Below are 15,217 nucleotides of genomic sequence, written 5' to 3'. Positions count from 1 at the left end.
ACTTAATTGCCACCTTCTTTTACATTGAGTTCAATAATTTTCAAAATAGTCTGATATGCTTTTTCCATCGTTTCCACGGACACGTATTCATAACGACCATGCATATTTTCACCCCCAGCGAACAAATTAGGCGTTGGTAAACCTAAAAAGGTAATCTTTGAGCCATCCGTGCCCCCACGAATGGGTTCAATAATTGGTTCAATCGCTAATGTCTCTAGGGCCTGCTGGGCTAATTTTACTGGATACATATTATCTTTTAAGATTTCACCCATATTATAGTATTCATCTTTTAATTCAACTTGAATTCGTTCCGTTTGAAAACTTTGATTCATCTTTTGCGCAAGCTCTATTAGATACTGTTTACGTTGATTAAACTGCGTCCGGTCATGATCACGGACAATATACTCCAGCGTGGCATGCTCGGGCGTTCCGGTTAAACTAGTTAAATGCCAAAAGCCTTCTCGTCCTGCCGTGTTTTCTGGCCGGTCATGCTCAGGCAACTGGTTATGATAATCGATTGCAACCTGTAAAGCATTGACCATGAGATTTTTCGCCGAACCTGGATGAACATTTAAACCTTGAATTTGCACCTTCGCTGCTGCTGCCGAGAAGGTTTCCCATTCGAGTTCACCCAACGGACCACCGTCCACCGTATAAGCAAAATCCGCTCCAAAGTTCTGCACATTAAAGTGGTCAGCGCCCGTCCCAATCTCTTCATCTGGGCCAAAAGCCAGCATAACTCGACCGTGTTGAATATCTGGATGTTGAAGAAAATATTCAGCCGCACTCATAATTTCAGCGACTCCCGCTTTATCATCAGCCCCTAACAAGGTTGTTCCATCCGTCGTAATCAATGTTTGTCCCTGATACTTTAGCAAACTTGGAAATTGATTAGGATCAAGCGTGAAATCATCATTTAACTGAATAACACCGCCATTGTAATTTTTAATAATTTGGGGATGGACTGCTTCTGCATTAAAATCTGCCGTATCCACGTGGGCAATTAAACCAATAGTTGGCACAGTATAGTTCAGGTTACTAGGTAATTCCGCAAAGACATAGCCGTCAGCTTGGGTTGTAACATGCTGCAGACCAATTGCTACTAGTTCTTCTTTTAATTGATTCAAAAAAACGACTTCTTTTGAATCAGACGGAATGTTTGTACTTTCGGGATTGGAACGTGTATTAACTTTAACATAACGCAAAAAGCGTTCAACTAATCCTTGGTTACTTGTCATGGTAAAGCCTCCTTAATTGATTTTTTATAAAATATATTGATATGGATCTGTATTCATTGCCGAGGGGAAAACCGCATCTAAGTCCCAGCTATAAGCGCGTTGCCAAGTCTGAATTTGTTCCACCATCTTCAATTTAACAATCGCTTCCATATGATGATCAGGATCAATTACCGTAAAATCATCAGCAATCACATCATGCCCCACATGGTAGTACAAATCAGCCGTCACTAAGACATCTGCCCCCGCTTGTTGGGCTTGCCGATAATAATCGCCACCATCGCCACCAATCACTGCGACTGTTTGAATTGAACGCTCCAAATCAGGTCCAATAACACGCACAGCTGCAACATTAAATAAATCTTTTAAAGTTTGTGCATATGTGCGTACGGTTTTGGGCCGTTCTAATATCCCAATCCGACCTAAACCAGATTTACCATCCGCATTAGGAATTAATGGCCGCGGATTTTGAATTCGCAGAGCCTCAGCTAGCCAATCATTCATCCCCCCCACTGCAGCATCTAAATTCGTATGCGCACTATAAACGACAATGTTGTGCTTCAACAAATCGGCATACATTTGATTTTGCGGACGACTCAAATCCAAATTCCGCGCCGGATGAAACATTAAGGGATGATGGGAAAAAATAAAATCAACATCCTTATCAATCGCTTCTTGCACTACCTCAGGCCGAACGTCTAACGTTGTCATCACCCGTTTAATGGGTTGGTCAGCACGACCCAGTTGTAATCCAACGACATCACGCTCCCACGCCAAATTGAGTGGCGCTAAAGCTTCAATTGCATCAATCAATGTTTGCGCTTGTAACATATTAATTTAAGACCTCCTCAATCAGGTTCAATTGATTTTCATATGCTTGATAAGCAGAATTGGCGTCTTGACCAGCTTGTTGCATCTGTACTAATAAGTTTTTCAATCTATTGGTCTCACGCTGCCAATATTGTTGCCAAGGTGCTGGGCGTCGTTTTAAATTAAACGGTCCAAACATTAATTCCGCCGGTGAATATTGAACTTCACCCGGTTGGGCCACCAAAATTTCATAATAGTGCCCATCATCAAACAAAATGGTTTCATCCACCAACTGATAATGGTGCCTTTGCAACCATTCTCGCACCATGTGGACATCCGTATTAGGTTGTAAAATCAAATGCTCATAGGCCCCCGTTTCAGAAAGGCCTGCCGTTAAAATCTTATTAATCAATTGCCCACCCATACCGGCAATGACTGCTGTATCAATTTGGTCTTCAGGCTGCACCACCGCAAAACCATCCCCCAAACGAGTTACTAAGTTTGGCCCGAATTGAAATTGTTCCTGCGTTTGCTGGGCATTCTGGAAGGGGCCGACCGCCACTTCGCCGGCAACCGCATATGCAATATGCTGATTTAATAAAAGATGAGCCGGTAAATAAGCATGATCTGAACCAATATCTACAAGGCGCGCCCGTGCCGGTACAAATTCAGCAACGGCCTGTAAGCGTGGTGATAATTTAATTGCGTCCATATTGTATCTCCTCAATAGCATCCCCTAAGTGAGGAATTGCAGTTTAATAGTTTCTATTTTAGCATAAATTCACCATGCGCCCATGCTTGGTTCTCCTTTGGCTGAATATACATGTGGGCCGCTTTTTCGCATAAAAAAAGCACAACTCAGTTAGGCTGTAACCAAATTGCACCATTAATTTGAATTCTAACGTTTTAACTCTGGGAACCATAATTTAATTTCCCGTTCGGCATTCTCTGGCGTATCAGATCCATGCACCACGTTACGTACTTCATCCCCCGGCCAGTCACGACCAAAGTCACCACGGATGGTTCCAGGGGCTGCTTCGGTCGGATTCGTCGTCCCCATCAAAGTCCGCCACCCCTTCACAACATTATCCCCTTCAACTACCATCGCGACTACTTCATTTTCCATCATATACTTTAATAAACCAGGGAAAAAAGGTCGCCCTGCTAAATCTGAATAATGTTGGCGTAATAATTCTTCATCCGCCTTTAGCATTTTGATGTCGACAATGTCATAGCCTTTTCGTTCAATCCGTCGAATAATTTCGCCAACCTTCTTTTGATTAACACCATCGGGCTTCACAATTGCTAATGTGCGTTCAGTCATTTAAATTTTCCTCCAGTTCATAATATTAATATTATAACGAAAAACTCGTTTGAATGTAACCGTTTTCACTAATAATTTAATTTTTACTTAAAGGCCGCCGCGAATAAAGGTTTTGTTGCTTAATTTCCAGACCATGTAGTGGCACCGGCTGTACCTTCGCTAAACTGGCATGTGTTTTATGCTTACCATTATCGCTTACATTATGGTGCGCATTATGCCCCGAAGTGTTTCGTTTCTTCGCTACATTATTTTGAGACTCCATATTTTTACTATGATGCCCTTTAGCATGCTCCGGCGCTTTTTTAGATTCTAAATTAATGCCTGATTTAGGTGCTTTATTCTTAGCCGGATGTGCTTTTGACGTAGGTGTTGCTTTGGGTTCAGCTTTAACCCTAGAATCACTTGCCATTTGTTGGACCTTGATTGGCTGCTGCGTCACTACCTTGGCAGATGGCTTAGAAATAGCCGGCTTTTGCTCCTTAACCTCAGCAGATTGAATAGAACTCTTTGGTACCGTGGTAGCAGTTTCTCCGCCTTCTTCAATTAAAAGATATGACTCCACTTCTCGCCATTGCCAGCGTCCCTTAAACTGCTGCAAGGCTTTACGCCATTTCACCAAATAGGCTGCATGGGCCTTTTTTTGATGAGCTTTGGGGATTGATACTTTGGTAATGGTATATCGTTTTAAAATTTGTAAATCGGCATTATCCGCGACCCACTGTTCAATCAATTTCAAACTGGGAATGTTTTCATCAAATACCTGTTGAAGCTTAATCCAATTAATTGTCTTTTCTTTTGCCATCCCCATTGACCTCAATCTTCTAAATCATCTTTTAATAATTCGTATTCATAAGCCATTTCCGTATCATCTGGTTCAGCCTGTAAATAAGCGGCTAAGCTTTTTTGCATCATCGGCCGATTACCAGCCTCACGATAGTAAGCATAACTCTGTTTTAAGAAGTCCGGCGTCGTTTGTAATAATGGGAAGGCCGCTTGCCAATATTGATCAGCCATCGCATAATCTTCTAAATCAGTATAAGCTTGCGCCAAATTCCAATACCCAAACGCATCTAACTCATAATCATCATCTTCTAAGGCTTTATTTAATAAATTAACTGCTTCAATCATCTGCTGATTATACACTAAAAAGCTGGCATACGCATTAATAATATCAGGATTATCAGGCAAGTTCTTTAACGCTTTTTGATATAACTGATCGGCTTGATCTATTTCACCAAGCTGTTGAGCCACCCGTGCTGCATTCAAATATGATTTTTCATTAAATTGATCGACTGCTAGGCCGGCCTCATAGGTAACCAAAGCCTGTTTTGGATCAGCTTTTTGTTCGTATAATTGTGCCAAAGGTACGTACGCCCCAGCATAGGCTTGATCCTCATCCAACAGCTCTTCAAAAAGTCTAATCGCTTGATCTGTTTGTTCATCATCCATCGCGTACAACATCGCCAATTGAAACTTAACATCAGTCGTTAACTCGGTGACTGGAATTTGCTCCAAATAACCTAATGCTTTACGATTATCACCCAACATCGCATACGCTACCCCAATCCGTGAAACCAAGTTAACCCCTGACCAGCTCGTCGTTCCAGCGGCAATCAGGCTCCGGTACTCGGGAATTGCTTCACTATACCGGCTGGCACTAAACCACAATTCGGCCAGCGCAAAATGAATTACCGGTTCGTCAGGGGCCATTGCTTCTGCCACCTGCAACTTATTTTCCGCTACTTCATTCAAACCTTCTGATTGATATAAATCGGCTTGAACTAACAGTGCTTCTAAATAGGCATTTGAAGTTGGTTCAATCACAGATAAGTAATTTAAGGCTGCTTCAGTGTCATCGTCAGCGATGGCAATCTCCGCTAACTCTGTTCGGAATAAATCTTCCTTTGGATAACGCTCCAAAAGCTTTAACAGCGTCCGCTTTGCATTTTTGGTGAAACCTAAGGCAAACAGTTCTTCTGCTAATGAATGCAGGGTTTCATCATCATCATGACGTAGAGCGGACGCAAACGACTTTTTAGCCGCATCTAATTGACCACGATCTAAATCGTCCAACATTTGTTCTGAATAACTCGTCATTTCTCTCATCCCCCACAATTTTAAATTTCAAAGATACACCCCATTATTTGGTGGAATGTTGTGCCCGCGCTTTTTCTAATAGCGCTTTTTTGGCGGCCATTTTAGCTTGCGGAGTTGGTTTAACCTGTCCCTGTTGCGCAGCCCCGCGAGCAAAGTCATTACTTTTAATTGATCCTTTAGCGGTCATTTTAGCTAACCTTCTTTCTTTTCATCAATCTGATTCGTTTAATTAAGTCGTTTTAAATAACGTATTAAAACAGGCCGTAAAATTATGGCAATTCCAAAACCGACCAAAACTTGGAGAACATTGGTTGCTAGTTCAGCCGTAGAAATCGTCAATGCGGTTGCTAACGCGGCATGGTTTAATAATTGTAATCCAATACCAAAAAGCCAGTACCCCGCCAACATGGCACTTCCACCTATAATTAAGCTCAGCACTAGCCCAAACCAAGTTGAGCGCTGTTTATTACCAGCTATTTGCCAACAGGCGCCAATTAAATAACCTTCTAGCCCATGAATAATTAATGAACCTAGCATCCATTGCGGATAACCGGCGAATAAATCCACTAATAAACCAGTGAGACCGCCAACAGTCCCACCAAGGCGTGGGCCAAAGAGCCATCCTGCTAAAAAGATTCCGACTTCCACTAAACTAATAAAGCCAGACGGCGTAGGCAAACGTAAAAATATATTTAACAAAATATTTAAAGCGACTAACAGCCCTACAATTGTCAGCCGATAAGTTGGTTTAAGATGAATATTCACGATTTGCTCCTTGCCATACATTACCTTGCTGTTCATTGATTGTAAGTCCTGCTTCAATTGCATGTTGGACGAAAGTTTTAGCTTGCGTGACGGCTATTTCCAACGAATGTCCTTGCACTAAATAGCCTAAAATAGCAGCTGAAAAAGTACATCCCGCCCCGTTATTATTGTTTGAAGTTAACTTAGGGCTCGTAAACCACTGCGCTCCAGTCTTTGTTAATAAATAATCTTTCGCCATCGAACCACCCAAGCGATGACCACCTTTAATGACAACACTCTGCGTTCCAGTTTGTATTAACACTTGCGCTGCTTGAACTATATCCTGTTCATTAATCAAGACTTGATCTGTTAGTTGCATTGCCTCGGTTAAATTCGGGGTAATAATGGTTGCTAAAGGAAAAAGTTCCCGTAAATAAGCATCCCTTAATGCTGCTGAAGCATCATTTTGAGCCTCTTTAAAAACTAAGACGGGATCGACTACGACTGGAACTGTTTTTGGCAATTGTCTAATCCATGCAGCAACAGATTTAACCTGTTCAATGGTAGGCAAGAGACCAATCTTGACCCCCCGTAGAAGAAACGCTGCTTGTTGCGTTTGTAATTGATCTTGCACTAATGCAGCCGGTAGCGGTGTAATTTTTAAATCATCAGGTCCGACTGCAACGATACTCGTCATTGTGGCTAATCCATACAATTTTAACTCATTAAAAGTAGCCAAATCGGCTTGCATTCCACCCCCGGATAAACTATCCGCCCCCGCAATTGTTAAGACCACCGCTGGCTGACTTTTATTTTGCATCATACCACGTCTTCCCCTCATGAGTCTCTACTTTTAGTGGCACATCTAATTGCACCGCTGAATCCATAATTTCAGGGACAAGCTGATGCATTGTTGCTAATTCTTCCGCTGGCACTTCAAAAATCAATTCGTCATGTACCTGCAATAACATTTTTGAGTTCAATCCATGCGTTTTTAAGGCAGTCTGCATCTTAATCATCGCAATTTTAATGATATCAGCCGCTGACCCTTGGATTGGGGTATTCATAGCTGTCCGCTCAGCAAAGCTACGTAAGTTAAAGCTTTTCGCCTTAATATCTTTCAAATAACGCCGACGATGCGCAATTGTTTCAACATAACCTTGCTCACGTGCGGTTTCAATAATCTTTTGAGTCCAAGCTTTAACACCTGAGTATTCTGTTAAATAGGTTTCAATAATCTGTTTAGCCGTTTTACGGTCCGTCCCAATATTTTTAGCTAAGCCAAAATCAGAAATTCCATACACAATTCCAAAATTAACCGCCTTAGCCTGCCGCCGCAAATTGGGGCTAATTGGCTCGGTTAAAGGAATTCCAAAAATTCGGTGCGCTGTCGACGCATGAATATCTTCATCGGCTAAAAAGGCCTTTTGCATTTCCACATCCCCGGTCACATGCGCTAAGACCCGCAATTCAATTTGGGAATAGTCGGCACTAAAGATGAACCAACCTTCATGACTAGGGACAAACGCGCTTCTAATCTGGCGTCCTTCTTCTACGCGTACCGGAATATTTTGTAAGTTCGGATCCACTGATGAGAGCCGTCCGGTTTGGGTCAACGTTTGCAAATAACGAGTGTGCACCTTCGAATCACTTCCATGAATCACCCGTAACAATCCATCAACATAGGTCGACTGAATCTTTGCTAATTGCCGATATTGCAAAATTGACTCCACAATGGGTACATCGGTCATTTGTTCCAGTACTTCAACAGACGTTGAATAACCCGTCTTAGTCTTTTTCAATGGTTTGAAGCCCATTTCTTCAAAGAGAATCGTTCCCAATTGCTTGGTCGACTGAATATTAAATTCATGACCCGCTTGCTGATAAATCTTTTGCTGTAATTCACTGAGTCGTTCGCTAAACTTAGACTGCATCGCTAATAAATGATCCGCATTGACTGTAATCCCTTGCATTTCCATATCAGCTAAAACAAAAGTTAATGGTAATTCAATTTCAGTGTATAAGCTGGCTTGCTGTTGGTCAGTTAATTGTTGCAACAAAGCTGGTTCTAATTGACCAATCGCTTGTGCCTTTCGTCCAAGGTGTTTCAAAAAGACTTGATCATCATCTGGAATTTTGAACTTAGCTCCCTTACCATACACTTCTTCGTCCGTCGCCACATCAAAATACTGATGTTCATGAGCAACCTGCCCTAAATCATCGCTATTATCATTGACATTTAACAAATATGAAACTAATAATAGATCAAACGTCACACCCGTTAGTTGCACCCCATAACGAGCTAAAGCAACCGTTAAGGCTTTGGCGTTAAAAACACGCTTTTTAAGCGCTGCATTTTGTAAAAGTTTTTGCACGGGCGAATCCTGTGTTAAATAATCCACATTTCGACTGGCAAAATAACCTGTTTGCGCGTTCCCAATCACAAAGCCCACAATATTGGCCCGATGATAGTTCTCACCATCGAGTTCAACATAGACATCCACGACATCTTCAATACGAGCTAACTCAGCTTCGTTCTCCGCACCCAACGCAACCCATTTGAGCGATTGTTTTTTGACCGGTTCAACATCCTCGGCTACATAGCCCATATTGGCTAGTTTAACCAATTGCTGTTTAAAGTCTAATTGTTGATAAAAAGGAATTAAGGCTCGATACTGAATCCCCTGATAATCCAAATCATCCAAATTAATATCTAATGGCGCATCAGTCCGAATCCGAGCTAAATCGCGCGACAAAAAAGCATCATCGCGGTATGCAATCAAGTTTTCTTTACGCTTTGAAGCCTTCATTTCATCAATATGTTCATACAGTTCGGGGATGGAATGATATTCTTGGATTAGCTTAATCGCCGTTTTTTCACCAATGCCGGGCACCCCAGGATAATTATCAGATGGATCACCTTGCAACCCTTTCACCTCGACGACTTGGGCTGGGGTCAATCCGCCGTAAACTTCAGCCACTTGATCTGGTGTATATTTATCGATTTCGGTAATTCCCTTCTTAGTCAACCAAATCGTAATATTATCCGTCACTAATTGCCGCATATCCCGGTCTCCGGTCACAATCGTTACCGCATAGCCAGCTGCATCCCCCGCTTTGGCAATGGTTCCGATAATATCATCAGCCTCATAATCGACCAACTGATAATTTTTAATACCATGAAGCCCCACCATTTGTTTCATGGGTTCAAATTGCTCGACTAATTCTTGCGGTGTTTTATCCCGATTCCCCTTATAATCACCAAAAGAATTTGTCCGAAAAGTCGTCTTACCAGCATCCCAAGCCACCAGCGCTTTGTCGGGCTTAAATGGATCTACAATTCCATCCAAAAGATTATTAAAGCCGACTAAAGCATTGGTATGAAGACCTTCATGGCTCACAAATCGGTCCACCTGATTAATCAGCGCGTAAAAAGAGCGAAACGCCAGAGAATTCCCATCGATTAATAATAAAGTTGGTTTAGCCATGCATACTTCCTTCCATTCCTTTGCTTAGATCTATCAAGACGTTAATTTTAATCCGTCAATTAGCTCTAACTTGTTACATTTCAGTTAATCTATTATAGCATGTTGTGCTAGTCCCTGAAAATGAACCTTTTGCAAAAAATCTGTGAGCTAGCCTCATTTTCTACCTAAAATCAAACGGTTCAAGCAACGTCAATCGACTTATTTTTGCTCAATTAAAAAAACTCTGAAATTAAGCTTATGCTATTTTCAGAGTCAGTTTTAAATTAATTTATACTTCTGGAATCTTTTTCATCGTTTTAGCAGGATGTTGCAAATTGTACACTTATTTTTGAATCCATCAAAAAAGTCCTCCTTATAATGAGGAGGACCAAGCATTAAGCTTGACTATTTTTTTGATAATGGATAATCTTACCCAAACTTTTTAGGCTCTCCCAGGTTAAATTACCTTCGCTATAACGTAAGACATTGTCGCGATAGACACGCAATCCATAACGACCGAGGAAATAAATCATCACGATTTGGAACCCGATCGCTAGCCAAACATCATATGGTTGCGTGAGCTGCAAACCTACACGTGCGGGCATTAAGGTTTGTGACAGGAATGGCAGATAAGATAGAACTTTTATCACCATGTTTTCACTAGTGCTTGAAACCATAAAGGTCAAAATATAACCACCCATTGCCAAATAAGTCACGGGTGAAACCGCCTGTTGCACCTGGCTTTGGTCATTAATCATCGCCGCAATAATCGCTGTTAAAATTAAATACAAGACAATGCCTAAGAAGACCATTAATAAGGTCGTCACGACAAAATTAAGGTCGACCCCTTTTAAAATGTCTTTAAACATCAGCACGTAACGATTATTCGCTGGGATGAATTGCCATGAAAGTAACAAGATGGCCGCGTAAAGTCCTAAATGAAGCAATGCTAGCCCAATAATTCCCAACAATTTACCAAAGAACTGCACGGCGGGACTCGTAGCAGCTAATAGAATTTCCATAATTCTAGATGACTTTTCATTCGCGATTTCTGTCGCAATCATCCCCACATAAGTTGATAGGAAGATGAAAATGAAAATTCCCAAACCAACCGTCAACATATATTGGGCCTGTTTAGCAGCATCATCACCGGCGCTTTCCCCTTTTACGCTCACTAAACGAGTCTTAGTCGTCGGTGGTGCCATTAAGGCTTGTAACTCGACCGATGATAAATGCATTTCCTGAGCCTTTTGTTCAATCGTATATTGTTTTAAAAAGGTTTGCAGTTGATCTGCATCAACTGGGTGCCCCTTGGGTGTATTTTGCACCAAATATGTCGTACCAGCTTGCGTCAATAAACTGTCAATTTTTTGCTGATGGAGCAATTTTAAGCCTTGCTTCTCACTATCGACTAGCCGATATTTCGCTTTAATCGTCTGGCTATGCATTAAGCGCTGTTCCAGACCTGAATCAACCCGTACACCTACTACAGGCGTCGGGTGACTGGACAAGGTATTAAACAACAATCCAAACATAAAGATGACGCCAGCGATTAAGATAGGTGATAAGACTAAAGACCAATAGCCAATTGTTTTGACGCGGACCTTAAAAGTTTGTTTAGCGACTAATAAAAGTTGTTTCAAAAACATTTAATTTTCCCCCTTCGCCACTTCTCGTTTGAAAATTTGATCTAACGAAGGTGCTTGTTGACTAAAAGCTTGCACGTATCCGCTAGCACTAACCAAGGAAAAAACCTGCCGCCCAACATCAGGATTAGCTAAGAAAACACGCCGCCCCATTCCCTCCGGTTCGACTTTTTGGACCCCTGGAAGTGCCAACAACTCTGCGTCAGTTTGCGGCGCTTCCAGATAAATTTCAGTGCGCCCATAGCGTTCCCGAATTTGATTCGTTTCACCATGAAGGACTGTTTGACCATGACGCAGCATCGTCACATGATCTGATAGGCTTTCGACCCCTGCCATATTATGTGAACTAAAAATAATTGTCACCCCGGAACGTTTCAATTCATGAATTTCATTCAAAATTATCTCCGCATTCACGGGATCCATCCCCGTAAAAGGTTCGTCTAAAATCAAGAATTCAGGATGAAAAATTAAAGTCGCAATTATTTGAACTTTTTGTGCATTTCCCTTGGATAATTTCTGCACCTTATCCGTTGGTCGCCCGACCACATTGAATCTATCCATCCACAGCGCTAAATCATGTCGCGCATCCCGCCGTTTCATCCCGTGTAATTCTGCAAAATACAAAACTTGTTCTTCAATACTTAATTTTTGATATAGTCCGCGTTCTTCCGGTAAAAAGCCGATTTTTTGGCGCAGGTCATTATTCAAAGCTTGACCGTCCCACGTGATGGTCCCTTGACTGGGCTCAATAAAATCTAACAACATGCGAAAAGTAGTAGTTTTACCCGCCCCATTTTGCCCGATTAAGCCCATAATTTCTCCTGGTTTAACCGTAAAGCTCAAGTCATCAACCGCTACTTTATCGGCAAAGCGTTTTGTCACATTTTTAACTTCTATCATTTTGTTTCCCTATTTTCATCATATTTATTCTGTCCGATATCGGCGTCGAATGACCTTCAAATAACTTTTACAAATCCGTCCAAATTTTTTCACCAGCGGACTACGTAATAAGACAATCCCAATAACATATAACATAATACCTAACCCAATCTGAAACACTGTTGTCGATGGGTAAGGTGGCCAATTATACGTGGTTACCACAATCGTTAAGTACATTAGACTTCCTGTCACCATATACTTAGACATGAGGGCAATAATCCGACCAAACGCAATCACTTCGCGCGCATAGTACAACTGAATAGCAAAAATCATTAATTCTGTGATTAATAAAGCATAAATACTTCCAAATAGACCGTACCGCGGAACTAACAGCCAGGCGATAGTAGTATTTATAATCACCCCTAACCAAAGGGTAAAATTCACCACCCGCGCTTGTCCAGCCAGATAGAGGAATTGACCACCCAAAATGGTATTCCAACCCAACAATAAAATTAATGGAGCCAAAGCGGCCATAAAGAGTCCAACCGCACTAAAGCCTTGTCCTAAGAACCAAGTATTAAATTGGACTGCGGTTGCCGCCGTCCCAAACATTAATGGTATCCCAACGGCTGTCACAGACTCCACCGCATTATCAATATGTTCAATCAATTTTTGATAATTATTTTGTTGATAAATTTGATAGAAGCGTGGCAAGGTACTAACGCCCACCGTAATCACTAAAACAATTCCTACCTGCGTGAGCTGTAAGGCGGCTTCATAATAACCCATCCCCGCAATTTCAGTAGGGCCTTGAATGGATGCAATGACTAATCCACTTAATGCGAATAATTCAAAGCCTAGAACATGGGTTAAAGTTTTCAACCACTGCCCCAAATAGCTTCCAATGTGCCAATGGATGCGTTTTTTCAAAGTTGACGGTAATTGGAAAATCAAGAAAAGATTCCCAACAATTCGCGTCCAACCAATTAATAAAACATAATTATTAAAGTCAGCCGGCGTTTTAACTAAAACCAAGACTAGCACTAAAAATAGTACTTTGGTCGACGTCGCTTGCAATAAAGGACGCAAAGGCCGCTTCGTACCAATAAAATACCACGAAAAATCAAGTGCACTCCCCACTAGCAATAACAAGCTCGCACGCAGTAAGTCGTGATGGCTTTGATACAAGCCATTGGTTTGACTCTGCCACCAGACAAAGCCACCAAAGAAGATGGCAGCCGCTAAAATCGCCAGTCCCCGAATAACGAAAACATTCCAGAAGACATTGGCTTCGGTTTCATCTAGATTGTTTCTTAAAAGATCTTGCCCTAAGAGATTACTAGACCCTAAAAATAAAAGGCACAACAAATCCATACTCCCAATCGCCCAAGCGGCTAAGCCAAAACTATTCATCCCCAAAACATGGGTTAGATAGGCCAGGGGAATCAAGGGAATAATGACTTGCATCAATTCATAGACAACTTGATTGAAATAATTTTTTAATCCTCGCATTAATAATTACCGATTAATTAACTTATCAATAAATTCGGTCACTTCTTTGGGTGCCACCCGTTGCCCATCACCAAGATGATCTACTTGTACACCATCAACGAAGGCTACAAAAACGGGGATGCCCCAGATATCTTGTGCCTGAGCAATCGCCATATTCGCATCGCGATCAGCATCAAACCAGTTAATCCCTGCATCTTCGGCATGCTTTTTTAAGGCTTTAATAAAGGGCTTAATTGCTTTACAATCCCCACACCATTCAGCACTCATAAACATAATTTGTTTACCATTAGTTTTAATTTGCGCATTTAATTCCTGATCACTCATAATACTTGGTTCATAAAAATCCATCAGCCAACCCTCCCAAATTCTTAATAACTATCAATATCATACACTGTCCTAATTCATTAATTCAATCTATTCTTATTTTAATCATGCAAAATCTTACAATCAGTTATTTAAATTATCAAAATTACCATATTTTTTCACTCTTTGGGTCAAATTCTGTTCAACCTTCAAAATTTATCAATTTATCGGTATAGGTATCAATCATTACCCAAATTACACGTTTTTTTTATTTAATCACTACAAAAACAATTGATTTTAGATAACGAATGTTACCTTTATTCTTTGAATTGATTATATACAAAAAACGCTTCAACAATTAAGCCAAAGCGATTAATATTAAAATATTTTTCTAAAATTAAATTCTTTTTCTTCTAAACACGGCAGATTGCAACATTAATCCGAACACCCATTAAAATACTTTCTAAATGTAGATATAGCTGTATTTCCATTTAATACTTATAGTGGTCGGTTATTAATGAATTCAAGTGCTTCGAAGACTTCGTCTTCTTATACATGATTGAAATTGGTTTTCTTATGAAAAAACAAACGTAATTTTCGATTAAATTATTCATTTGATCCGCGTTCCCATGGAGCATAAGGATGACAAAAATAAACAGGAATATTGTATTTATGATTCAATTCACGGTATCCAGAAAATTCTTTCCCATGATCACCTGTAATCGATTTTACTGTTGAACCAAATTGATTCATAAATGTTGAAAATACATGGTTCATAGAGTCTCTTGATCGATTTTGAATTTTAATGGCCCATATNTCACGGTATCCAGAAAATTCTTTCCCATGATCAACTGTAATCGATTTTACTGTTGAACCAAATTGATTCATAAATGTTGAAAATACATGGTTCATAGAGTCTCTTGATCGATTTTGAATTTTAATGGCCCATATAAATCTACTTTGTCTCTCTACAAATGTAGCTAAACATTCTTTAGATTGACCACGAGATGACAAAATAGTATCTACTTCCCAATGTCCGAATTCCGTTCTTTTATTGGCAGCATCAGGTCTTTGATCAATTGTAGCGTTAATTTTGAACGTTCCACACGTTTCATTCTGCCGCTTACGACAACGCGCCCTATCTGGTAGTAATTCCGGGTTGAAATCAAGCATTCCTTTATCAATCCAATTATAAATAGA

General features: G+C 40.7%; 14 protein-coding genes and 1 pseudogene. All 15 read right to left on the bottom strand.

Annotation, left to right across the window (positions count from 1 at the left end; all coding sequences use genetic code 11):
* Positions 1 to 2: 2 nt before the first annotated feature.
* Positions 3 to 1,238, bottom strand: a complete 1,236-nt coding sequence (gene pepT, locus ACJQWY_RS05735; protein ID WP_407076777.1) for a peptidase T — start codon at positions 1,236 to 1,238, stop codon at positions 3 to 5.
* 24 nt (positions 1,239 to 1,262) lie between these two features.
* Positions 1,263 to 2,066, bottom strand: coding sequence for a Nif3-like dinuclear metal center hexameric protein (locus tag ACJQWY_RS05730; protein ID WP_407076776.1), 804 nt, complete (start codon positions 2,064 to 2,066; stop codon positions 1,263 to 1,265).
* 1 nt (position 2,067) lies between these two features.
* Entirely contained in the window at positions 2,068 to 2,757 is a 690-nt protein-coding gene (locus ACJQWY_RS05725; RefSeq protein WP_407076775.1) for a tRNA (adenine(22)-N(1))-methyltransferase, read from the bottom strand.
* 186 nt (positions 2,758 to 2,943) lie between these two features.
* Entirely contained in the window at positions 2,944 to 3,369 is a 426-nt protein-coding gene (gene ndk, locus ACJQWY_RS05720; protein ID WP_407076774.1) for a nucleoside-diphosphate kinase, read from the bottom strand.
* 76 nt (positions 3,370 to 3,445) lie between these two features.
* Complete coding sequence (locus ACJQWY_RS05715) at positions 3,446 to 4,171, bottom strand: hypothetical protein (RefSeq protein WP_407076773.1); 726 nt, start codon at positions 4,169 to 4,171, stop codon at positions 3,446 to 3,448.
* 11 nt (positions 4,172 to 4,182) lie between these two features.
* A complete protein-coding gene (locus ACJQWY_RS05710; RefSeq protein WP_407076772.1) occupies positions 4,183 to 5,466 on the bottom strand; it encodes a tetratricopeptide repeat protein in 1,284 nt (427 codons plus the stop codon).
* Positions 5,467 to 5,509: 43 nt separating this feature from the next.
* The gene (locus ACJQWY_RS05705) at positions 5,510 to 5,653 is read right to left on the bottom strand and encodes a hypothetical protein (protein ID WP_407076771.1); all 144 of its coding nucleotides are present in this window, start codon (positions 5,651 to 5,653) and stop codon (positions 5,510 to 5,512) included.
* A 38-nt stretch (positions 5,654 to 5,691) separates the two neighbouring features.
* The gene (locus ACJQWY_RS05700) at positions 5,692 to 6,231 is read right to left on the bottom strand and encodes an ECF transporter S component (RefSeq protein WP_407076770.1); all 540 of its coding nucleotides are present in this window, start codon (positions 6,229 to 6,231) and stop codon (positions 5,692 to 5,694) included.
* Positions 6,215 to 7,033 (bottom strand): bifunctional hydroxymethylpyrimidine kinase/phosphomethylpyrimidine kinase, encoded by an 819-nt coding sequence (gene thiD / locus ACJQWY_RS05695; RefSeq protein WP_407076769.1) that lies wholly within the window; start codon positions 7,031 to 7,033, stop codon positions 6,215 to 6,217. Before thiD ends, ACJQWY_RS05700 begins: the two co-directional genes overlap by 17 nt.
* The gene (gene polA, locus ACJQWY_RS05690; RefSeq protein WP_407076768.1) at positions 7,020 to 9,698 is read right to left on the bottom strand and encodes a DNA polymerase I; all 2,679 of its coding nucleotides are present in this window, start codon (positions 9,696 to 9,698) and stop codon (positions 7,020 to 7,022) included. The genes thiD and polA overlap by 14 nt, the downstream gene beginning before the upstream one ends.
* Positions 9,699 to 10,072: 374 nt before the next feature.
* Positions 10,073 to 11,326 (bottom strand): ABC transporter permease, encoded by a 1,254-nt coding sequence (locus ACJQWY_RS05685; protein ID WP_407076767.1) that lies wholly within the window; start codon positions 11,324 to 11,326, stop codon positions 10,073 to 10,075.
* The gene (locus tag ACJQWY_RS05680; RefSeq protein ID WP_407076766.1) at positions 11,327 to 12,223 is read right to left on the bottom strand and encodes an ABC transporter ATP-binding protein; all 897 of its coding nucleotides are present in this window, start codon (positions 12,221 to 12,223) and stop codon (positions 11,327 to 11,329) included.
* 24 nt (positions 12,224 to 12,247) lie between these two features.
* Entirely contained in the window at positions 12,248 to 13,714 is a 1,467-nt protein-coding gene (locus ACJQWY_RS05675) for an oligosaccharide flippase family protein (protein ID WP_407076765.1), read from the bottom strand.
* Between the two features lie 6 nt (positions 13,715 to 13,720).
* Complete coding sequence (locus ACJQWY_RS05670; RefSeq protein ID WP_407076764.1) at positions 13,721 to 14,062, bottom strand: thioredoxin family protein; 342 nt, start codon at positions 14,060 to 14,062, stop codon at positions 13,721 to 13,723.
* Positions 14,063 to 14,842: 780 nt separating this feature from the next.
* Positions 14,843 to 15,214 (bottom strand): annotated as a pseudogene (locus tag ACJQWY_RS06920) (IS30 family transposase); the annotation flags it as partial.
* Positions 15,215 to 15,217 lie beyond the last annotated feature (3 nt).

It is taken from the genome of Weissella kandleri (assembly GCF_045504165.1).
Taxonomy (GTDB): domain Bacteria; phylum Bacillota; class Bacilli; order Lactobacillales; family Lactobacillaceae; genus Weissella; species Weissella kandleri_A.
The sequence above is the reverse complement of the archived record's forward strand: the minus strand, read 5'-3'. Positions and strand labels throughout refer to the sequence as shown.

Bases quoted from the DNA above. Each gene is read 5' to 3' on its own strand.
- pepT (WP_407076777.1), bottom strand. From the start codon at position 1,238: ATGACAAGTAACCAAGGATTAGTTGAACGCTTTTTGCGTTATGTTAAA.
- ACJQWY_RS05730 (WP_407076776.1), bottom strand. From the start codon at position 2,066: ATGTTACAAGCGCAAACATTGATTGATGCAATTGAAGCTTTAGCGCCA.
- ACJQWY_RS05725 (WP_407076775.1), bottom strand. From the start codon at position 2,757: ATGGACGCAATTAAATTATCACCACGCTTACAGGCCGTTGCTGAATTT.
- ndk (WP_407076774.1), bottom strand. From the start codon at position 3,369: ATGACTGAACGCACATTAGCAATTGTGAAGCCCGATGGTGTTAATCAA.
- ACJQWY_RS05715 (WP_407076773.1), bottom strand. From the start codon at position 4,171: ATGGCAAAAGAAAAGACAATTAATTGGATTAAGCTTCAACAGGTATTT.
- ACJQWY_RS05710 (WP_407076772.1), bottom strand. From the start codon at position 5,466: ATGACGAGTTATTCAGAACAAATGTTGGACGATTTAGATCGTGGTCAA.
- ACJQWY_RS05705 (WP_407076771.1), bottom strand. From the start codon at position 5,653: ATGACCGCTAAAGGATCAATTAAAAGTAATGACTTTGCTCGCGGGGCT.
- thiD (WP_407076769.1), bottom strand. From the start codon at position 7,033: ATGATGCAAAATAAAAGTCAGCCAGCGGTGGTCTTAACAATTGCGGGG.
- polA (WP_407076768.1), bottom strand. From the start codon at position 9,698: ATGGCTAAACCAACTTTATTATTAATCGATGGGAATTCTCTGGCGTTT.
- ACJQWY_RS05685 (WP_407076767.1), bottom strand. From the start codon at position 11,326: ATGTTTTTGAAACAACTTTTATTAGTCGCTAAACAAACTTTTAAGGTC.
- ACJQWY_RS05680 (WP_407076766.1), bottom strand. From the start codon at position 12,223: ATGATAGAAGTTAAAAATGTGACAAAACGCTTTGCCGATAAAGTAGCG.
- ACJQWY_RS05675 (WP_407076765.1), bottom strand. From the start codon at position 13,714: ATGCGAGGATTAAAAAATTATTTCAATCAAGTTGTCTATGAATTGATG.
- ACJQWY_RS05670 (WP_407076764.1), bottom strand. From the start codon at position 14,062: ATGGATTTTTATGAACCAAGTATTATGAGTGATCAGGAATTAAATGCG.